This is a genomic window from Sphingosinicella humi, from assembly GCF_003129465.1.
GTDB lineage: Bacteria > Pseudomonadota > Alphaproteobacteria > Sphingomonadales > Sphingomonadaceae > Allosphingosinicella > Allosphingosinicella humi.
This window is the reverse complement of sequence record NZ_QFFF01000002.1, coordinates 273,012-292,394: the sequence shown is the minus strand read 5'-3', so window position 1 is coordinate 292,394 and position 19,383 is coordinate 273,012. Positions and strand designations below refer to the sequence as shown.

At 68.1% G+C, this 19,383-nt stretch carries 21 protein-coding genes; 9 read left to right on the top strand and 12 right to left on the bottom strand.

Annotation, left to right across the window (positions count from 1 at the left end; genetic code table 11):
- Window positions 1–46: 46 nt before the first annotated feature.
- Window positions 47–916 (top strand): phytanoyl-CoA dioxygenase family protein, encoded by an 870-nt coding sequence (locus DF286_RS14755; protein ID WP_158274711.1) that lies wholly within the window; start codon window positions 47–49, stop codon window positions 914–916.
- A gap of 39 nt (window positions 917–955) precedes the next feature.
- Here the strand turns inward: DF286_RS14755 and DF286_RS14750 are convergent, their stop codons facing one another.
- Complete coding sequence (locus DF286_RS14750) at window positions 956–1,870, bottom strand: LysR family transcriptional regulator (protein ID WP_109272435.1); 915 nt, start codon at window positions 1,868–1,870, stop codon at window positions 956–958.
- A 147-nt stretch (window positions 1,871–2,017) separates the two neighbouring features.
- Here DF286_RS14750 and DF286_RS14745 point away from each other — a divergent pair, with 147 nt between their 5' ends.
- Window positions 2,018–2,353 (top strand): UrcA family protein, encoded by a 336-nt coding sequence (locus DF286_RS14745; protein WP_158274710.1) that lies wholly within the window; start codon window positions 2,018–2,020, stop codon window positions 2,351–2,353.
- A 116-nt stretch (window positions 2,354–2,469) separates the two neighbouring features.
- A complete protein-coding gene (gene paaK, locus DF286_RS14740) occupies window positions 2,470–3,777 on the top strand; it encodes a phenylacetate--CoA ligase PaaK (protein WP_109272433.1) in 1,308 nt (435 codons plus the stop codon).
- A 1-nt stretch (window position 3,778) separates the two neighbouring features.
- On the opposite strand, the gene DF286_RS14735 is transcribed toward paaK, so the two are convergent.
- The 3 genes from DF286_RS14735 to DF286_RS14725 are packed head-to-tail and all read right to left on the bottom strand — an operon-like array spanning window position 3,779 to window position 5,957.
- Window positions 3,779–4,528, bottom strand: coding sequence for an enoyl-CoA hydratase-related protein (locus DF286_RS14735; RefSeq protein ID WP_109272432.1), 750 nt, complete (start codon window positions 4,526–4,528; stop codon window positions 3,779–3,781).
- Window positions 4,529–4,558: 30 nt separating this feature from the next.
- Window positions 4,559–5,062 carry a DNA-deoxyinosine glycosylase gene (locus DF286_RS14730; RefSeq protein WP_170303988.1) on the bottom strand — a complete coding sequence of 168 codons (504 nt, stop codon included), beginning with the start codon at window positions 5,060–5,062 and terminating at the stop codon, window positions 4,559–4,561.
- On the bottom strand, window positions 5,046–5,957 hold the full coding sequence (locus DF286_RS14725) for a cytochrome c oxidase assembly protein (RefSeq protein ID WP_207790057.1): 912 nt from the start codon (window positions 5,955–5,957) through the stop codon (window positions 5,046–5,048). Before DF286_RS14725 ends, DF286_RS14730 begins: the two co-directional genes overlap by 17 nt.
- A gap of 63 nt (window positions 5,958–6,020) precedes the next feature.
- Between DF286_RS14725 and DF286_RS14720 the strand changes: the two genes are divergently transcribed.
- Window positions 6,021–6,491, top strand: coding sequence for a c-type cytochrome (locus tag DF286_RS14720; RefSeq protein ID WP_207790056.1), 471 nt, complete (start codon window positions 6,021–6,023; stop codon window positions 6,489–6,491).
- Here the strand turns inward: DF286_RS14720 and DF286_RS14715 are convergent.
- From DF286_RS14715 to DF286_RS14690, 6 genes are read right to left on the bottom strand one after another with little or no spacing between them, the layout of a single operon-like run.
- Window positions 6,464–7,438 (bottom strand): hypothetical protein, encoded by a 975-nt coding sequence (locus tag DF286_RS14715; protein WP_109272430.1) that lies wholly within the window; start codon window positions 7,436–7,438, stop codon window positions 6,464–6,466. The genes DF286_RS14720 and DF286_RS14715 overlap by 28 nt on opposite strands.
- Window positions 7,428–7,877 carry a c-type cytochrome gene (locus DF286_RS14710; RefSeq protein WP_109272429.1) on the bottom strand — a complete coding sequence of 150 codons (450 nt, stop codon included), beginning with the start codon at window positions 7,875–7,877 and terminating at the stop codon, window positions 7,428–7,430. Before DF286_RS14710 ends, DF286_RS14715 begins: the two co-directional genes overlap by 11 nt.
- A complete protein-coding gene (locus DF286_RS14705; protein WP_109272428.1) occupies window positions 7,874–8,392 on the bottom strand; it encodes a DUF3341 domain-containing protein in 519 nt (172 codons plus the stop codon). Before DF286_RS14705 ends, DF286_RS14710 begins: the two co-directional genes overlap by 4 nt.
- Window positions 8,389–9,690, bottom strand: a complete 1,302-nt coding sequence (gene nrfD / locus DF286_RS14700; RefSeq protein ID WP_109272427.1) for an NrfD/PsrC family molybdoenzyme membrane anchor subunit — start codon at window positions 9,688–9,690, stop codon at window positions 8,389–8,391. The genes DF286_RS14705 and nrfD overlap by 4 nt, the downstream gene beginning before the upstream one ends.
- On the bottom strand, window positions 9,687–12,398 hold the full coding sequence (locus tag DF286_RS14695) for a 4Fe-4S dicluster domain-containing protein (RefSeq protein WP_109272426.1): 2,712 nt from the start codon (window positions 12,396–12,398) through the stop codon (window positions 9,687–9,689). The genes nrfD and DF286_RS14695 overlap by 4 nt, the downstream gene beginning before the upstream one ends.
- Entirely contained in the window at window positions 12,398–13,120 is a 723-nt protein-coding gene (locus DF286_RS14690) for a cytochrome c3 family protein (protein ID WP_109272425.1), read from the bottom strand. The genes DF286_RS14695 and DF286_RS14690 overlap by 1 nt, the downstream gene beginning before the upstream one ends.
- Here DF286_RS14690 and DF286_RS14685 point away from each other — a divergent pair.
- The 5 genes from DF286_RS14685 to DF286_RS14670 all read left to right on the top strand — a co-directional run bounded on the left by DF286_RS14685 (window position 13,099) and on the right by DF286_RS14670 (window position 17,964).
- Complete coding sequence (locus DF286_RS14685; RefSeq protein WP_243444902.1) at window positions 13,099–14,205, top strand: cytochrome c oxidase subunit II; 1,107 nt, start codon at window positions 13,099–13,101, stop codon at window positions 14,203–14,205. The two genes, DF286_RS14690 and DF286_RS14685, sit on opposite strands and share 22 nt — an antisense overlap.
- A complete protein-coding gene (locus tag DF286_RS14680; RefSeq protein ID WP_109272423.1) occupies window positions 14,202–16,754 on the top strand; it encodes a cbb3-type cytochrome c oxidase subunit I in 2,553 nt (850 codons plus the stop codon). The genes DF286_RS14685 and DF286_RS14680 overlap by 4 nt, the downstream gene beginning before the upstream one ends.
- Window positions 16,754–17,164, top strand: a complete 411-nt coding sequence (locus DF286_RS14675; protein WP_109272422.1) for a hypothetical protein — start codon at window positions 16,754–16,756, stop codon at window positions 17,162–17,164. The genes DF286_RS14680 and DF286_RS14675 overlap by 1 nt, the downstream gene beginning before the upstream one ends.
- 112 nt (window positions 17,165–17,276) lie before the next feature.
- Entirely contained in the window at window positions 17,277–17,402 is a 126-nt protein-coding gene (locus DF286_RS15520; protein WP_279379367.1) for a hypothetical protein, read from the top strand.
- 211 nt (window positions 17,403–17,613) lie between these two features.
- A complete protein-coding gene (locus DF286_RS14670; RefSeq protein WP_109272421.1) occupies window positions 17,614–17,964 on the top strand; it encodes a hypothetical protein in 351 nt (116 codons plus the stop codon).
- Window positions 17,965–18,076: 112 nt separating this feature from the next.
- On the opposite strand, the gene lexA is transcribed toward DF286_RS14670, so the two are convergent.
- Window positions 18,077–18,727, bottom strand: a complete 651-nt coding sequence (gene lexA, locus DF286_RS14665) for a transcriptional repressor LexA (protein WP_109272420.1) — start codon at window positions 18,725–18,727, stop codon at window positions 18,077–18,079.
- Between the two features lie 54 nt (window positions 18,728–18,781).
- Complete coding sequence (locus DF286_RS14660) at window positions 18,782–19,375, bottom strand: anthranilate synthase component II (RefSeq protein ID WP_109272419.1); 594 nt, start codon at window positions 19,373–19,375, stop codon at window positions 18,782–18,784.
- Window positions 19,376–19,383 lie beyond the last annotated feature (8 nt).

Sequence of the window (19,383 nt, the reverse complement as noted above, 5' to 3'; positions counted from 1 at the left end):
CTCAGGCACTTGCTTATAATGCCCGTCGGCGGATGGGGAGGTGTGCTTGAACTACCAAGCTTCGGCTCTGCGGCAGGCGGCCTTCCTAGACGATTATGTCGCGCGCTATTGGCGGGACGGGTTTGCGGTGGTTCGGAGCTTCTTCAGCCCGGCTGAAGTCCAGCGCATCGCCTCGGCCAGCGACAGGGTTTACGAGGAGGGGCTGGGCCACGGCCGCTCCTTTCGGCACGGCAACCTCTTCTACAATGTCGCATCGGACGGCGCGGGCGCGCGGTTCGTGCGCATGGTGCAGTGGCCCTCCTATCATCAGCCGGTGCTCAATTCGGTGCGGCTCGACCGGCGGATGGCGCGGCTGCTGGAACCGTTGATCGGGTGCGATCTCAAGCAGATCATCAACCAGATTCACTGGAAGGCGCCCGGCTCCCTCGGCGATTTCGCCTGGCATCAGGATTCGCGTTTCCGGAGGCCGGCTCACGCCTTCCGCAATCTCGCTACCGCCTATGTGCAGACCGGGCTGGCGCTCGATCGGCACGATACGGAATCCGGCTGCCTGCGCTTCATTCCGGGCAGCCATTTGCGCGGCCATCTGGACCTGGAGGGACCGGGTGAGGTGCTTGGCCGGGCGATGAACGATGCGTTGCTGGAGGCGGCGGGGCTCTCCGCCGGCGACGCGGTCGACCTCCGGTTGGAACCGGGCGATCTCGCGCTTTGGAGCCCTTATCTCGTCCACGGATCGGGCCGGAACCGCTCCGAGCACCGCCGCCGGCTCTACATCAACGGCTATGTGCGCGCCGAAGATTGCGACCGGGGCGAATGGGCGTTTCGGGACGGCGAGCCCGTGGCGTTCGGGACGGAGCCGGCGCTGGTCCACTATGAGGCGCTGCGGGAGCGACCGGAGCCGCACTATCCGGGCTAATGCTCCCTCTTATCCAGTCGCTGGCATGACATCGAGGGCTTAGGCGGTGTCGCTTGCGGCGGGCACCGGCTTCTCCCGTGCCAGCCGCGTGAGGCGGTCGGCGAGGAAGTCCATCACCACCCGTACTCTCGGCGTGTGCCGCAGCCGTTCGTGGGTGAGCAGCCAGAGCGAAGCCGGATCACCCTCGACCGGCGGCAGGCAGCGGACGAGATCGGGGTCGCGATCGGCGATGAAGCCGGGAAGGACGGCAAGGCCGAAGCCGGAGCGGACCGCCGCCAACATGGCGGTTACCGAGCCCTGGTGGATGGCGACGCTGCCTTCGAGGTCGTGCCGCCTCAGCCAGGCCTGATAGAGGTGCCAGACCTTGTCGCCGCCGCCGCCGATCAAGGGATGGCGGGCGAGTTCCGCGCGGTTGCGGGGGACGCCATGGGTCGCCGCGTATTCGCGGCTGCAATAGAGCGTCCAGGGATCGGGGGCTATGCGCCGACCGACGAGGCCGCCGCCGGTCGGGGATGGACCGCCCCTCAGCGCCACGTCGGCGCCGCCGGCGGCCAGGTCGCGCGGCTCCTCGGACGTGTCCAGCTCGATACGGATCGCCGGATGGGCCTCGTGGAGATCGCGCAGGATGGGCGCGAGGATGGTGACGGCGTAGATTTCCAACGCGGTGAACCGCACCGTGCCGCTCGCCTCGCGCGCCTGCGCTGAAGAGGTGGCCGCGAAAGCCTCCGCCGCCGCGCGAACTTCCCGCGCCTTCATGAGTAGCGCCTCGCCGGCGGGAGTCGCGGCGTAACCGGCCTGGCGGCGCTCGAACAACTTCAGGCCCAGCGCCTGCTCCAGCGCCGCTACCCGCCGCGCCACCGTCGTCTGGCTGACCCTGAGGGCGCGGCCGGCGGCGAGCGTGCTGCCGGTCTCGGCGACGGCGAGGAAGTATCGAAGGTCGTTCCAGTCGAACATGGCTCTCCCGTGCACCTTTGCAGCGGCGGGTGCATTCTGCACTTTTGCAGGATGGTCGCGCAACATCGTTGCTCCCGCGCGGGGCGGCGGAGGCGTATTGAGGATGCACGTCCGGCGCCGACGACCCTCGGACCCACGGAGACAGTCATGAACAGGATCATCATTCTGGCCGCGCTCGTCGCGGCGCCTCTTCTCGCGCCTGCTTTCTCGCCCGCTCTGGCGCAGGAGGCGGTTCCTTCGGATCAAACCCGGTTGGTCAGCTACCAGGATCTCGACCTCGGCGACGCAGCCGACGTCAGGATATTGGACCGGCGCATCCGCACCGCCGTCGAGGCGGCCTGCGGCTCCACGTCGAACGCCGATCCTGCCGGCAAGAACGAGGTCCGGCGTTGCCGGGCCGAGACGATCGCCCGCGTGGCGGCGCAGCGCGAGGTGGCGATTGCCGAAGCGCGCCAGCCGGTGCGCACCGCGTCGGCCGACTAGCGACCCTTTGGCGAGAATATCGGGGCTCGGCTTCGGCCGGGCCCCGATTTCGTGCGGCTCGGCCGCAGCGGCGACGTAGCGGATGACCGGCGCTCGGATTGGCGATAGAATCGGCCATGGCCAGCCGCCTCCCAGACGGGTTCGATCTCGACGCCAACGAGCGGCTGAGTCGCGCCGAGCTGGACGCGTTGCAGCTTCGGCGGATGAAGGCGAGCCTCGCCGCCGCCTATGCGGGCAATCCCGCCTATCGCCGCGCCTTCGACAAAACCGGAGTGACACCGGACGATCTTCGCGCCTTCGCCGATCTCGCGCGCTTCCCCTTCACCGCCAAGGCCGACCTTCGCGCCGCCTATCCCTTCGGGTTCTTCGCCGTGCCGATGGAGCGGGTGGCGCGCGTCCACGCCTCGTCCGGAACGACCGGGCAGCCGACGGTCGTCGGCTATACCGCGGACGATATTGCCACCTGGGCGGGGCTGGTGGCGCGCTCGATCAAGGCGGCGGGCGGCGCGCCCGGCATGAAGGTCCACGTCGCCTATGGCTACGGCCTGTTCACCGGCGGGCTCGGCGCCCATTATGGCGCGGAGGCGCTGGGCTGCACGGTCATCCCCATGTCGGGCGGGCAGACGGCCAAGCAGGTGCAGCTGATCCAGGATTTCCAGCCCGACATCATCATGGTGACGCCGAGCTACATGCTCGCGCTCCTCGACGAGTTCCTGGCGCGGGGCATCGATCCGACCTCCACCTCCCTTAGCATCGGCATATTCGGCGCGGAGCCCTGGACCGAGGGCATGCGCGCGGAGGTCGAGACGGCGTTCGCAATCAAGGCGGTCGACATATACGGCCTCTCGGAAGTGATGGGGCCCGGCGTCGCCAGCGAATATGCGGCGACGCAGGACGGGCCGACCATCTGGGAAGATCATTTCTACCCGGAGATCATCGATCCTGAGACGGGCGAGCCGCTGCCGGATGGCGAGGAGGGGGAACTGGTCTTCACCTCCCTCACCAAGCAGGCGATGCCGGTCGTCCGCTACCGCACGCGCGACCTGGCCCGGCTGCTGCCCGGCACGACCGGGCCGATGCGGCGGATGACGAAGATCGCCGCGCGCACCGACGACATGCTAATCGTGCGCGGGGTCAACCTGTTCCCGAGCCAGATCGAGGAGCAGATATTGAAATGCCCGAACCTGGCGCCGCACTATCTGATCGAGGTCAGCCGGCCGGACCGGCTCGACGAAGTCACCGTGCGCGTGGAGACCCGGCCCGGCTGCGGGGAGGGCGAGGCCCAAGCCTCCGCCGCGGCGCTCTGCGAGCATGTGAAGGTCCATATCGGCCTGTCGGTCCGCGTCGACCTTTGCGGCGAGGGCGTGCTGGGGCGCTCCGCGGGGAAAGCCGTGCGGGTCAAGGATTTGCGCCCGCGCGGCTGACTCAGTTCCGCGATTGCGAGCGGGCGAAAAAGGCGGCGAAGGCCTGGGCGGCTTCGGTGGAGGCGAGGCGGTCCTCGAACAGGGCGCCTTCGGCTGCGATCCGCTCGCTCACCGCCGCCTCCGGGGCAATCATCAGTTGCTTGGTGAGGCGCACCGCTTCCGGCGGCTTGGCCGCGATGCGTTCGGCGGTGGCGCGGAGGCGGTCGTCCAGCGCTTCGGCCGGGACGATCTCGGTGACGAGGCCAAAATCGAGCGCGGTTTCCGCATCGAAGGGGTCGCAGAGGAGGAGGTGTTTGGCGGCGCGCTGGCGACCGATGAGGCGTGGGAGGAGGAGCGAGCTCGCGGCCTCCGGGACGAGTCCAAGATCGACGAACGGCAGGGAGAAGGTCGTCGCGGGGGCGGCGAGGACTAGGTCGCAGTGGAGGAGCATGGTCGTGCCGATGCCGACGGCGAAGCCTTGGGCGCCGGCGATCACCACCTTCGGGCAGCCGGCGATGGCGTGGAGGAAGCGGAAGACGGGCATGTCCTCGCCGCCGGGGCGCACCGACATGAAGTCGGCGATGTCGTTGCCGGCGGTGAAGACGCCGCCGCTGCCGCTTATGGTGATGGCGCGGATCGCCTCGTCGGCCGCCGCTTGCTCTATGGCGTCGGCGAGAGCGGCATACATGGCGACGGTGATCGCGTTCTTCTTCTCCGAACGGTTGAGCCGGATGTCCATCACGGGACCATTGGTCGCGGCGAGAATTTCCATGAAGCGCCCCTTGCTGCGTTTCGCCGAGCCTTAGTCGAGGAAAGACTTGAGGGCCATCCAGGCTTCGAGCTTGCGTTCGAAGGGGAGGGTGTAGGCCGGGCTGCTGGACGGGAGCGGGAGCAGGGCACGCCCGCTTTGCGCCAGCGCCGGCATGCCGAGCCGGGCCGAGGTGCCGCCGTTGAAGCCGACGGCGCGAAGCTCGGGCAGGGCGGCGGCGAGATCGGGCAGGGCGTTGGGACTGTGATCGCGGATCGCGGCGTCGAGACTGCCCCTGCGCCGGGCGCTCGCGACCACGTCCCAGAGGCCGATCCTGGCGTCGAGCAGGGCTTCGAGCCGGTCTTCATAAGCGAGGGAGATGAGGTCGATCTCCGCCGCGGCGCCGACCAGCCGCCAGAACTGGTTGCGCGGATGGGCATAATATTGGCCGCGCTCGAGAGAGGCTTCGCCGGGCAGGCTTCCCAGCAGGAGTACCCGCGTCCGATCGTCCACGACGGGCGGAAAGGAGCGCTTCAGCGCGTCAGACGCGGGCGTCACGGGTGTTCAGTATTTTGAAGAGCAGCCACAGCGCGGCGGCAAGATAGGCGGGGCCGATCGGCACCCACATGATGGCGCCGGCGAGCTGCTGGTCGGCGAGAAGGCCGAGGCCCCAGAGCGCGGGGCGATCGCCATAGGCGGGATAGAGCGGCGCCGGCGCGAGGCTGAGGATGCCGCCCAGCATGCCGCTGTGGAGGAAGGTGACGAAGGCGGCGAGGGCGCCGGACGGCGCCGTGCGCTGCACCCGTCCGGCGGCGAGCACCGCGAACCAGAAGAGAAGGGCGGTGGCGAAGAAGCTGAAATGCTCCAGCGTGTGGACCCACTCGTCGAGGAGCGCGGCTTCGAACAGGAGCGGGACGTGCCAGAGCCAGAGCGCCACCGCATGGAGAAGTGTGGCGGGGACGAGGCCGGTCAGGAAAATCAACCCGCGGACGAGAGGGCGCGACACGGGGTGGCTGGCGAGGCCCGGAATGGTGCCGCCCGGAAGCGCGGCGATGAACGCGGTCCCGGGCCGGCCGAGCAGCAGCAGGGGCGGCGCGACGGCGACGAGCAGCATATGCTGAACCATATGGAAGCTGAGCAGCGTCTCGCCGAGGGCGTCGATCGGCGAGACGAGCGCCAAAACGAGAACGATTATGCCGGCAAGGAAGGACCAAGCTTCGGCGGCGCGCCGACGCGCGGCCGGCAGGCACCTTCGGCCGCGGATGTAGAGCCACAGCGCCAGGAGGAGGGGAATGAGGACCAGCGGATCGAAGGTCCATGCCGTCCACACATGATCGGGTGCGATGGCGTGGTCGGCATGGGCCGAGGCCGGACCGGCGGCGAGCGCGGCGGCCACCACCGGAGCGAGCCTTGGCGTTCGGGCGATACCGCGGATCGATGGCGCGCGAGTCATTCCCCCTCTTGTATCCGGCTCCCGTGCCGTGAACCATTGCCCTGGCGGAGGGTTCCTGCAGAGGTGAGCGAAGGCATTACTCGAAGCTCCTGGCAACCGGCGGTGCGGGCGATCGGATTCGTCCTGCTGCTCGCCGGCTGCGGGCGGGCGGAAACGCCGGACCATCTGAAGATCGCCGGGGCCGATGCGGAGCGCGGCCATGCGGCGATCCTGCGCTACGGCTGCGGCTCCTGCCACCGGGTGCCGGGCGTGCCGGGGGCGGAGGGCCTGGTAGGGCCGCCGCTCGACCATTTCGGCGAGCGGGCGCTGCTCGCCGGGCAGCTTCCCAACCGGCCGGCGACGTTGATCGCCTGGCTTGTCGACCCGCCGGCGCTGATCCCGGCGACGGGCATGCCCGACATGGACGTGAGCCCCGGCGACGCGCGTGACATCGCCGCCTATCTCTACAGCTTGCAGGCGGACGAGCAGAGGATCTGGCCCCCCGACGTGCCGCTGGATCGTGAGCGCTATGAGGAGCCGGTCCCGCCCAATTGACGGCGCCGTGCGTCGTGGCGGCGCATCAGCAGCAACCAGGCGAGGCCCCAAACGCCGCCGATCAGGACCAGCGCCAGCAGGTCGAGGAGCCCGAGGGCGGGCGTTCCGGCAGGGCGGAGCAGCCAGCCCATGTGAAAGAAATGCTGGGCGAGGATGAGGCCGCTCGCCACAAGCACGACCCAACGGCCGCGATGGCCCTGGACTAGCAGCAGGATGGCACCCCCGAGCAGACCCGCCGCGAGCGCGAGCGGTATCCAGCGGCCATCCACCAGGCGCGCCTGGTACCAGGCGGCCTCCGCCGGGAGATTGCCCATGAAGGCGGCGAGATATTGAGTGAACCAGAGCCACAGGGTCAGCAGCGCCAGGACGAGCAGGGCGCTGACCAGGCTGCGATCATGCGCGTGGCCGACATGCTCGCGCTGGAGGGTGTTGGCCAGGAATGCGAGGGCGAGCGCGGCGGGGAGCTGGCTCACCGCGAAGGCGAAGCCGAACAGGCTGGTCCACCAGAAGGGCTGGCGCGTCAGCACCCAATCCAATCCGGCGAGGCCGACGGTCGGCAGCAGCAGCAACAGGCCTGCCGCGTTCCAGCCATGCGCCTTCGGCCTGGCGGCGGCCAGCCAGGCGAGGGCGCTCCAGAGAAGGAAATAGCCCAGCGAGCGAAGCAGGATGAGGTCGCGCTCGAACCAGCCGCTCAGCCGGGGATGGCTATCGGCGAGGGCGGCCGCGCCGTCCCAGGCATAGAAGCTTTGGAAGGCGAGAGGGAGGGCAAGAATGGCGACGAGCGGGATGGTGTAGGCGGCGGGCTCGAGCTCGTCGTCCATCGGCGTCACCCAGTCGCGACCAAGCAGGCGGCCGATCATCAACAGGCCGAGGCTGCCGACAGCGAGGCCGGCGACGATGACGACTGCGAGCAGCCAGGCTTCGGCGAGGGTCGGGCTAGTCGGCACCGCCGCTCTCCCGCGTCAGATAGGAAGCGATGGCCCAGCGGGCGCGCAGCGGGACCTGCTCGGCCAAGGGCGGCATCGTTCCTTGCCCTCTGCCGATGATGGCGACGATTTGTTCGGGGGAGTGGGCGCCTGCCCCGAGCGGCGGGGAGCGCGGGAAGCCCGTTTGCGTCACCGGTCCGTCGCCGCGGCCGGAAGCGCCATGGCAAGGGGCGCAATAGCCCTGATAGGCTTTCGCGCCGGCCGCGATCAGGGCGGGGGTGACGGGCGGGCCAGGCGGGGCGAGCTCGGCACGGCGGGCGGCGGCGCCGCGCGGAACGCTTCCGGGCGGAATGGCCGTATAGGGCTCCTGCCGGGCGCCGCCCGCCGTTGCGGCATAGCCCCGATCCGGCTCGTCCCCGCAGGCGGCCGGGATCAGCAGGAGGAGGATGGCCCACCTCATGGCCCGAGTGCCTCGATATGTTCGGGCGAGAGGCTTTCGAGGAGCCGCCGCGTCTCGCTCGCCTCGAAGGCGGGATCGTCCTCGACCAGCAGGAAATAGCGATCGTAGGTCGCCCGGTCGAAACCCTTCAGGTCGAACAGCCGATGGTGCCAGCGCGGCAGGCCGCCGAGCCAGAGCATGCCGATCAAGGTGGCGAGCCCCGACCAGAGCGCGGCCGATACCAAGGCGGCGGGAAGAAAGGCTTGCCAGCTGTGCAGCGGCCGCCCGCCGATATTGAGCGGGTAATCGACGACCGCCGTCCAATAGATGACGGCATAGGTGAGGGCGCCTCCGGCGAGCGCCGAAAGCGCGGCGATCCAGCCGATGCGGGACGTCGATCCGCCCAGCAACTCGGTCAGTTCGGGCAAGGGATAGGGAGTGAAGGCGTCGAGGCGGCGGTAGCCCTGGTCGCGGAGGCGGCGAACGGCCTCCACCAGCTCGGCCGGCGAGCGGAAGCGGGCGATAAGGCCGGTCATGCCGGTTCCGCCCGTGTGTCGTAGAGGCTGACGATCGGCAGCCGCCGGACCGAGAGCAGCACCATCAGGAGGAACAGGCCAAGCGTCCCCGCCAGCAGCGAGACTTCGGCGACGGTAGGCGCATAGGTGGGCGCGGCGATCATCAGATTGGTGCGAACCAGTCCGCCGACCACCACCGACAGATAGTCGAGATAGATGCCGATCAGCACGAGCGCCGCCACGGTCGCGCCGGCCCACCAATGGAGGCGAACCCGGCGCCACCAGAAAATCTGCGGCGGCAGGACGGAGAGCATGAACCCGCCCCAATAGAGCGTTCCGTAAGGCCCTGCCATTCGCGCCAGCAACGCCTCGCGGATGGGCGGTTCGGCCATCAACTCCATGAACCAGCCGTCCAGATAGGCGTAGGCGGTGACCAGGGCGTTGGCGAGGAGCAGCTTGGCGAGGAGGTCGATATCCCAATCGTCGATATGCCGGTGGAGCCCCAGCCGGCGGCGGAGCGCCAGAGCGACGAGCAGCACCATCGCGATGCCGAGCTGGATTCCGGTGGCGATGAAATGGAGCGGCTGGCGCGTCTCGTGCCAGTCGGGAACCAGGGTTCCTACGAACTCGAACGAGACGATCGCCTGGGCCAGGAAGAGGAGGGGGATGAGGGTCAAGGCGACGATGCGGTGCGCGCGGCGGTGGAGCGCCCATTGCCGCGCCGATCCGCGCCAGCCGAGCGCGGCGAGGCCGTAGAAGAGCTGCCGCGTCCGCGTCTTTGCCCGGTCGCGCAGGGTGGCGAGATCGGGGATGAGGCCGACATACCAGAGCAGGGCAATGGCGGTGAGGTGCGTCAATATTGCCCAGAAGTCCCAGGTCAGCGGGCTCCGGAACTGGGGCCAGACGCCCTGGGCCGTCGGATAGGGGATCATCCAGTAAGCGAGCCAGGGCCGGCCGAGGTGGAAGACGGGAAAGACGGCGGCGCAAATGGCGGCGCCGAGGGCAAGGCCGTTGGCGAAGCGGTTGACGGCGGTGTGGAGGCTGCTGCCGGTCAGCACCAGGATCGAGGCGAAAAGCGCAGCGCCATTGGCGATGCCGATCCACCAGGCGTAGCTGGCGATGTCGAAGCCCCAGACATAGGGGATATTCGTTCCCCAGACGCCGATGCCGACAAAGGCGGGACCGCGAAGGCCGTAAAGGAGGAACAGGACGCCGAGCAGCGCCACGCCGATCCCGATCCACCAGGTCCGGCCGAAGCGCTCGGCCAGAGGCGGATCGATGACATGGTCGATCGGCGGGTTCTGGATCGGCGCGATCATGTCCGCCGCCTCACCCGCGCGAGATAGGTGGTGCGCGGCCGGGTGCCGAGATTGCCGAGCAGCGCGTAGTTGCGGCCGTTGCGGCGGAGGCGGGCGACTTCGCTGTTCGGATCGTTGAGATCACCGAAGACGATAGCCTGGGTGGGACAAACCTGCTGGCAGGCGGTTTGGACGTCTCCATCGCGGATATCGCGGCCTTCCACCTTTGCCTCGGCGCGGACGGCGTTGATGCGCTGCACGCAATAGGTGCATTTTTCCATGACGCCGCGGTCGCGGACGGTGACGCGCGGATTGTTGGCCGGCGCGGGCGTGGCGGGCGCTTCGGACTGATAGTCGAACCAGTTGAAACGGCGGACCTTGTAGGGGCAGTTGTTGGAGCAGGTCCGCGTGCCGATGCAGCGATTATAGACCATCTGGTTGAGGCCTTCCGCCGAATGGACGGTGGCGCCGACGGGACAGACCACCTCGCAGGGCGCCTTCTCGCAATGCATGCAGGGGACGGGCTGGAAGTGCGTCTCTGGCGCTTCGACCGGTCCCTCGTGATAGCGGTCGACCCGGATCCAGTGCATCTCGCGCCCGCGCTCCACTTCGTCCGGTCCGACCACGGGGATATTGTTTTCCGCCTGGCAGGCGATGGTGCACGCGCCGCAGCCGATGCAGGCGTCGGTGTCGATCACCATGCCCCAGACGTGGCCGAGCGACGGATAGTCGGGATAGAGGCTGGGCAAGTCCTCCGCGCCCGCCTCGGCGGTGCGAATGGCCCCCGGGTCGGCGATGGGGTGATGACGCTGTGTGCTGACGAGGCGCGCCTGGCCGGGCACCTTGCGCACGTCCACGCCGGCAACGACCCAAGGAGCGTCGGCCGGGCGGAGGCGGAAGGCGTCGACACCGATCCTGGTTCCCACCCGGCCAGCGGAGCGGCGGCCATGGCCGAGCGGCAGGGTGACGACGTCCGCCGCCTGGCCCGGCATCACCCAGACGGGCGCGGTCATGCTCGCGCCGCGATGGGCGATTTCGACCTTGTCTCCGCTCTCCAAGCCAAGCCGTGCCGCCGTCGCGGGCGCGATCAGCGCGGCATTGCCCCAGACGAGCTTGGTGAGCGGGCTCGGCAGTTCCTGGAGCCAGGCATTGTTCGCAAAACGGCCGTCCCACATCCGCGGGTCGGGCTGGAAGGTCAGGGTCAGCCCGACGGGCCTGGTCGAGGGCGCAGGAGGCGGAGACGGGGGCGCGGTGGTCGCGGCCTGCGTCCCGGAAATCACGCCTGCTTCGAGCGCGCGGAGCCACGGCTCTTCGGCGAGGCCATTCCATTGGCGCCGCACCAGGGCGCCGCCGTCGGGGCGGTCCCCGGCCAGCGCGGCGAGCAGTTCGATCGAGCTTAGCGCGGGAACGAGCGGCACCGTCGCCGGCTGCTGGAGGCCGACGGTGCCGTCATAGGCGCGAAGGTCGCCCCAGCTTTCGAGAACATGGCGCATCGGCACATGCCAGCGGCAGACCCGCGCCGTCTCGTCATGGCCAAGGCCGAGATGGATCGAGACCGGGACATGGGTCATCAGTTCGTCGAAGGCGAAGTCCGCCGGCGCGTCATAACCGGGATTGCAGTCGAGCACCGCCAGCCGCCGCACCCGTCCTGCCGCCATCTCCGCGACCAGAGCATCGAGCGGCTCGATCCCCTCCGGCTGAGCGAGCCGCACCGGCGCGATGGCGACAATTCCATTGCCATAGGCGCCGAGCTGCGAGTTGAGGCGATGGGTCAGCGCCTGCACGGCCGGAGACTGGTCGCGGCCGGCGAGCACCATCGCGCGTCCTGCCGAGAGGGCTTGCACTACGTTCGGCGGCCCGCGGCCGGCGGCGAGCTCGGCCGCCAGCGCCTCGATGGCGTGGGGGGCGAGGGGCAGGCGTTGGTCGGCCTGGGCGCCGGTGAGGGTGGGCGTCGATTCAATGACGATGAGGCGTGGGCGGGCCTCTTTCCAATCGCGGGCATAGCGGACCTGGGCAGGCCCCGGGCCCAGGAAATCCGCGCCAAGGCTGAGCACGACGTCGGCGCGGTCGAGGCGGTAGATCAGCTCCGGGGCCGCCAAGAGATCGCTGACCGGCGAATAGCTGTGGAAACGCATGGCCGGGTATAGGGAGCGCAGCCGATCGATCAATCCGGCGAGGGTGGGCGAGGAGGTGGCGCCGAACAGGACGTGCGTGCCTTGCCCGCCATCGCTCGCCATTTCGGTCCGCTGCTCGGTAAGGAAGCGGCGGAGCGCGCTCCAGGGCATCGGCTCGTCGCCCCGCCGGGGCGTGCGCGAGCGATCCGGATCGTAGAGCGACAATATCTCGGCCTGCATGAACGGGTCGGTCGCGCCGAGGCTGGCGGGGTGGAGCGGGTTGCCTTCGATCTTGATCGGCCGCCCGTCATGCGACTTGACCAGCACGCCGCGGCCATAGCCGTCGAGCGGAAGCGAGGTGGCGAAGTAGAGCGGCTGTCCGGCGACATGCCCTTCCGGGCTGAAGGGCTGGGACAGCAGCGGCGGCTGCCGCTTCTCGCAGGCGGTGAGCCCCGCCAGCGCCAGCGATGCGCCCATCAGCCGCATCAGGTCGCGCCGGTCCATCATCCCCATCCGGTGGAGGGCGGGGAATTCGGCCTCGAGACAGGACTCGATGCGATCGGCCGTCAAATCGCCGATGCCGCGCCAGAGACCCGCTTTTGTGTCGCCGCTCATCAGTAGTGACAGGTCGAGCAATCGGTGAGGCGGGGATTGGCGAAAGCGACATCCTCGGCAGCCAGGACACCTGATCCGTCGCTCCCGCGAAAGCGGGAGTCCCGCTGCTCTTGCCTTGCTTCGGGAAGAGAAGAAGCGGGATTCCCGCTTTCGCGGGAATGACGAAGAGGGGTTAGGGCTGCTGTGCGATTCTGCTGCCCGCGCTCGCCCACCTGCCGATGGCAATCGAGGCACCAGGCCATCGACAGCGGCTCGGCCTTTTCGGTCTTCACCATCGTCGCCACGTCGCCGTGGCAGGCGGCACAGCCGATGCCGGACGCGGCATGGGCGCCGTGATGAAAGCGCGTGTGCTCGGGAAGGCGATAGAGCGACTTCCACTCGATCGGCTGGCCGAGCTCGACGCTGGTGAACAGCGGTCGCAGCGCGTCCACGCCGCGCCAGAGCTGGGAATGACAGACGAGGCAGGCGCTCGCCGACGGCATGCCCGCCGCGGCCGCTCGCGCGGCACCGCCATGGCAGAAGGCGCAGTCGAGGCCGAGTTCCCGCACATGGAGGTCGTGGCGGAAGCCGATCGGCTGCTCGGCCGTCCTGCCGACGCCCCAATGAGCGTCGGAGCGGAACTGGTAGAAGCCGATCCCGAGGAGAAGGACGAACAGCAGCGGCAGGGCGAGGAGGAGCCGTCTGAGCAGGCGGTCCGTCCGTGCCGAAAAAATCTGCGCCATGCGTCGCCCATCGCCGTCAGCTCCCGTCTCCCAACGAAGACATTCCGGAGGCGTTCCGCTCGGCTAAGAAACGGCTGTGGAACGAGCCGGCGGCGGATCGGTTGAAGGCGGGGGAGCCACAGGGAGGCGAGCTTGCCGGCCAAGCTATCGTGCGGATGAGCGGGAACGGGTTGCCCCTTGCGCTCGACACATCCGGACCTCAGGGCGATCCGATCACCACTTTGAGCTGGGTGCTGATCGTCGGCGGGGGAGTCATTCTCCTCATCGTCCTCGTGGCCCTCAGCATAGCCCTGTTCGGCGGGGCGTGGCGGCGGAGGATCGCCGGCGAAAAGATGGTGATCATCGGCGGCGTCCTTTTTCCCGTCGTCACCCTGACGGGCCTCCTCACCTACGGCCTCGGTCTCACGGCCGGCCTGGTCGGCACCGAGGACGCCGACCCGGTCCGCATCCATGTGACGGGCGAGCAATGGTGGTGGCGGGTCGAATATCTGGAACCCGAACGCTTCGCCTCCGCCAACGAGATCGTCATCCCGGCCGGCCGGCCCGCGCTGATCGACCTCGCTTCGGACAATGTCATCCACAGCTTCTGGGTGCCGGAGCTGGCGGGCAAGCTCGACATGATCCCCGGCAAGACCAACCGCATTCGCCTCCTCGCCGCAAAGCCGGGCGTCTATTACGGCGCCTGCGCCGAATATTGCGGAGGCCCGCACGCCCTCATGCTGTTCCGCGTGCGCGCGCTGTCGCCGGCCGACTATGCAGTCTGGCTGAGGCGCGAGGCGGGACCGGCCTTGCCGCCTTCGGAGCCGCTCGCCGCCGAAGGCGCGGCGCTGTTTCGAACTTTGGGCTGCGGTGGCTGCCACCAGGTGCGCGGCACGCCGGCGAGGGGGCTGGCCGGCCCCGATCTCACCCATGTCGCGTCCCGCCTGCATCTCGGTGCCGGAATCCTCCCCAACAACAAGGGCACGCTCGGAGGCTGGACCGCCAACCCGCAGCGGCTGAAGCCCGGCGTCAAAATGCCCGCTTATTCCGGCCTCTCCGCCAAGGAGCTGAGAGCCCTCGTCACCTATATGGACCGCCTTGAATGACGGACGAGGAAGCCGCCTTCCGCGCCGCTGCGAAGAACCTGCCGGACCCGCGGCCGCGGCCGGAGGAGGAGCTGAAGATATTGGAGGAGGTATGGCGCCAGCCGACCGGCTGGCGGCTGCCGACCGCGGTCAACAACAATATCGTGGGCGCCGCCTATGTCGGGGCGGCCTTGTTGTTCTTCGTGCTGGCCGGCTGCCTGGCGCTGCTGATGCGCAGCCAGCTGGCGACGCCGATGGCCGAAATCGTCGGCCAGGACACCTACAACCAGCTGTTCACCATGCACGGCACGGTGATGATGTTCCTCTTCGCGGTCCCGGCGGTGGAAGCGATGGGGGTGCTGCTGCTGCCCCAGATGCTGGCGGCGCGCGACCTGCCTTTCCCGCGGCTCTCCGCCTTCGCCTTCTGGGCCTATCTCGTCGGCGGTCTCGTCTTCTTCACCACCATATTCTTTGGCCAGTCGCCGGACGGCGGCTGGTTCATGTATCCGCCGCTCACCAGCTACATCTATTCGCCGGACAGCAAGGCGGACTGGTGGCTGCTCGGCATCGGCTTCATCGAGATTTCCGCCATTGCCGGCGCGATCGAGATCGTCGTCGGCGTGCTGAAGACCCGCTCGCCCGGCATGAGCCTGGACAAGCTGCCGCTGTTCGGCTGGGCGATGCTGGTCTTCGCCGGCATGATCATCGTCGGCTTCCCGGCGATCATCCTCGGCACCATCCTGCTGGAGCTGGAGCGGGCGTTCCACTGGCCCTTCTTCGTCGCCGAGAAGGGCGGCGACCCGCTGCTCTGGCAGCATCTCTTCTGGTTCTTCGGCCATCCCGAAGTCTATATCATCTTCATCCCCGCCGCCGGCATGATGTCGATGATCGTGCCGGTCGTCGCGCGGGCCAAGCTCGTCGGCTATCGGCTGATCGTCGCGGCTCTTGTGGCTACGGGCTTCATCAGCTTCGGCCTGTGGGTCCACCACATGTTCACCACCGGCCTGCCGCCCATCTCCACCGGCTTCTTCTCGGCCGCGTCGATGGCGGTGGCGATTCCGGCCGGCATCCAGGTCTTCGCCTGGATCGCCACCATCATGGCGGGGGAGCGGGCGCGATGGAATGTGCCGACGCTCTTCACCGTCGGCTTCCTCATCATCTTCACCATGGGCGGGCTCACCGGCGTGATGGTGGCGATGGTGCCTTTCGACTGGCAGGCGCACGACACCTATTTCGTGGTCGCCCACCTCCACTACGTCCTCATCGGCGGCATGGTCTTCCCGCTGTTCGCCGCCATTTATTACTGGGTGCCGATGGTGAGCCGCTTCGCCTTGTCCGAGCGGGTCGGAAAATGGGTGTTCTGGCTGATGTTCACCGGCATGCATCTCACCTTCCTGCCGATGCACTGGACTGGCTTCGCCGGCATGCCGCGCCGGGTCTACACCTATCTGCCGGAGATGGGCCTCGACGGCCTCAACCTCGTCTCGACGATGGGCGCCTTCACCATCGGCGCCGGCGTGGCGCTCTTCGTGATCGACATGGCGCTCAAGTTCCGCATGACGCAGGATGAGAATGCCGGCAACGTCTATGGCGGCGGCACCCTGGAATGGCTGCCCAACGGCTCCTACGCCGCCCGCAGCATCCCGATCGTGAAAAGCCGCGAGCCGCTGTGGGACAATCCCGAGCTCAGCGATCAGGTCGAGAAGGGGCAATGGTTCCTGCCGGGCGCGTTGACTCGCCGGCGGGAGACGATCGTGACGTCGCCGCTGAAGGCGATCCCGCAATATCTGGTCATCATTCCCGGCCCCAGCTGGTGGCACGTCGTCGCGGCCGTATTCACCGCCGTCTTCTTCCTCTCCCTGACGGTGAAGATGGTGCTGGTCGCGGTGATCGGCGGCGTCATCGCCATCGCCGCCATGCTGCGCTGGGTGTGGGAGCTCGACCAGGGGCCGGACCATGACCCGGTCGATGTCGGCGGAGGGCTGAAACTCCCCGTCTACATGCTCGGCAACAAGAATCACGCCATCTGGGCGGTGTGGGTGCTGATCGTCGTCATCGGCATGATCTTCACCTGCATGGTCTTCAGCTATGTCTATCTCTGGAGCGTCCAGCCGGACCGATGGCCCCCGCCGGGAACGAGGCTTCCCGGACTGCTCCACACGGGCGGCGCGCTCCTCCTCCTCGCAGGCAGCGCCGGCCTGCTGGCCATCGCCGACCGGATGCTGACGCAGGGACGAGGCAAGGCGGCTGTCGTCGCGCCGTTGCTAGCGGGCGTGTTGGTCCTCGGCGCGGCCGTCGGAGGCGACATCTGGCTGTGGACGCGGACCGGTCTCTGGCCGAGCGAAAGCGGCTATGGCGCCAGCACCTTCGCGCTCGGCTTTCTGAATGCCCAGAACCTCGCCGCCATCACCTTCATGGCCGGGTTGGTCGCGGCGCGCATCCTGGTCGGGCGCACCGATAATGTGCGGCGGCTGAGCTTCGATACGACAAGGCTCTTGTGGCGCTACACGATCGTCCAGGCGGCGGTGACCGTGATCGTCGCCCACGGCTTCCCGAGGCTGGTGTCCTGATGCCGCGGCGGAGCCTCGATACGCTTGCCAAATGGTCGGTGCTCCTGGCCGGGCCGCTGATCTGGTCGGCCCATCTCGGCCTGGTCTATTCCCTCGCCACCCTCGCCATCACCCTGACCTGGGAGGCGGGCCTCGTCTCGCGCCTCCTGATCGGCCTGGCCACGCTCATCTGCCTTGCCGCCATCGCCTGGATCGGCTGGGGCCTTTGGACCGGACGCCTGCCGCGCTGGGAGACGCCGCAGGCGGACCTCACCGGCCTCTGGCGCAAGGCTGGCGGGCTGCTTTGCCTGCTCTCCTTCCTGGCCGTGCTGTGGCAGGGGCTGCCGGCCATGCTCATCCCAGAAAGGCCGGCGAGTCATGATTCCCTTTTCGGGGGAACCGCGCCACCGAGAGAAACCGAGCCGGATTGATCGCATCGGTGGCGGAGCGCATAATGGCGCCGCCTCTGACTGCCGACGCCGGAGGTTTGGTCCGCCGGTGTGCGCTCGAGGCATCGGGCCTTCCGCCCGAGGGGAGATGGCGATGGACGAGAATAAGGACAGGGTCGAGGCAGAGTTCGAAAGCGGTTCGATGTTCTCGTCGAACAAGATCATGATCGGCATGGTCGTGATCGCGCTGCTCGCGGTCTTGATCGGCATGGGCGCTTAGCGACGGACTGGAAGCCTGAGCCGCGCAGGATAAGCGTGGAGAGTTGCGAATCGCTGGTCGAGCGCATTTGGCGAGGAGATGTCCGCTTCGTTCCGCTCCCGGAACATGCCGGCGAAATTACCTGTTTTACCCAACGCTTTAGGCAAGGTTAACGGGATGGTAGGGATACCACCGTAGATCCCGCCTCGACCAATTTTCGGGGGAGTGGGGAATGAACAATCAGGCGATGCTGAGCCTTGTCGGCGATGACAGCGAGATCGGGGGCGGCACATGCTTTCGGCTCTTGCTGGGCGCCAAGCTGGTGACGACGACCGGAGAGATGCCGGTCATGCTGCGCGAACTTTCGTCGGCCGCCGCGGTGGTGACGGGCGAGCGGCTGCCCTCCGTCGGCACCGACATCATCCTGAAGCGCGGCCGCCTGGAAACCCTGGCGACCGTCGCCTGGACCGACGGCACGCGCGCCCGGCTGGAATTCGAGGATCCGCTCAGCGGCATCGACCTGCTGGCGCAGATGAATCCCATCGGGCCTTCGCATCCGGGCCTGCCGAAATCGTTCAGCTGACGAGGATCGTTGATCGTCGCGGAGCCGGCGATAAGCCGTCCCCCCCTTATCAGGCGGAGTTGAAGCCTCGGCAATGACGCCGCTTTAGCTCAGCCTGAGCTGGCCGATGGCTCTAATAGCGTCTGAGCAGCCCCGACAGCCGGCCCTGCACCACCACTTGCTCGGGCCGGTAGCGCTGCGGGTCGTAGTTGCGATTGGCCGGGTCGAGACGGATCATCTGGCCTTCGCGGCGGAAGGTCTTGAGGGTCGCTTCCTCATTGTTGACCAGGGCGACGACGATCTCGCCGTCACGCGCCGTATCGGTCTTGCGGATCAGGGCGAAGTCGCCGTCGAGAATGCCTTCCTCGACCATCGAATCGCCGGACACTTCCAGCGCATAATGTTCGCCCGGCCCGAGCAGCGCGGCCGGCACGGACAGGCTCTCGGTGCCCTGCAAAGCCTCGATCGGCGTGCCCGCGGCGATGCGGCCGTGGAGCGGGATTTCCATGACGTCGTTGGCCGCGGCGGGCGGGGCAGGCGCCCTCAGCGGCACGACGTTGGCGCCGCCCTTCTCCGGCATGCGCAGCACTTCCAGCGCCCGCGCCCGATTGGGCAGCCGACGGATGAAGCCGCGCTCTTCCAGGGCCGAGATGAGGCGGTGGACGCCGGACTTGGACTTGAGCTCCAGCGCCTCCTTCATCTCCTCGAAGGAGGGCGACACCCCCGTTTCGACCAGGCGATCGTGGATGAAGCAGAGAAGCTCATGTTGCTTGCGAGTCAGCATCGGCGGTCCCCCATGGAACGTATACGGAACGTGTAAGGAACAGGTGTGACTGTGTCAAGCATCTACCCCCAGCGCCGGGCCGGCCGCCAGGCGTAGGAAATTTCCGAGCAGTTCGTGGCCGCATTCGCTGGCGATGCTCTCGGGGTGGAACTGGACGCCGTGGATCGGCAGCGTGCGGTGGCGAAGGCCCTGCACGGTCGCGTCCTCGGCGGTCGCGTTGACGGCAAGAGAGTCGGGTAGCGCGTCCGCGGCCACGGCCAGCGAATGATAGCGCGTCGCCCTAAAAGGGGAGGGGAGGCCGGCGAAGACGCCCGTCCCGTCGTGCCGCACGGCGCATGTCTTGCCGTGCATCGGCTTCGCCCGGACGACCTTGCCGCCGAAATGGTGGGCAATCGCCTGATGGCCGAGACAGACCCCAAGCAGCGGACGGCGAGCCTCGGCGCACAGCCGCACCAATTCGAGGGAGATTCCGGCCTCTTCGGGCGCCCCCGGCCCGGGCGAGATCAGAAATGCGTTTGCGTCGCTGGCGAGCGCCGCGGCGGCGGAGATTTCGTCGTTCCGCGCCACCTCGACCGCCGTACCAAGCTCGCGCAGATAATGGACGAGGTTCCAGGTGAAGCTGTCATAATTGTCGATGACGAGGATCATCGTGCTTC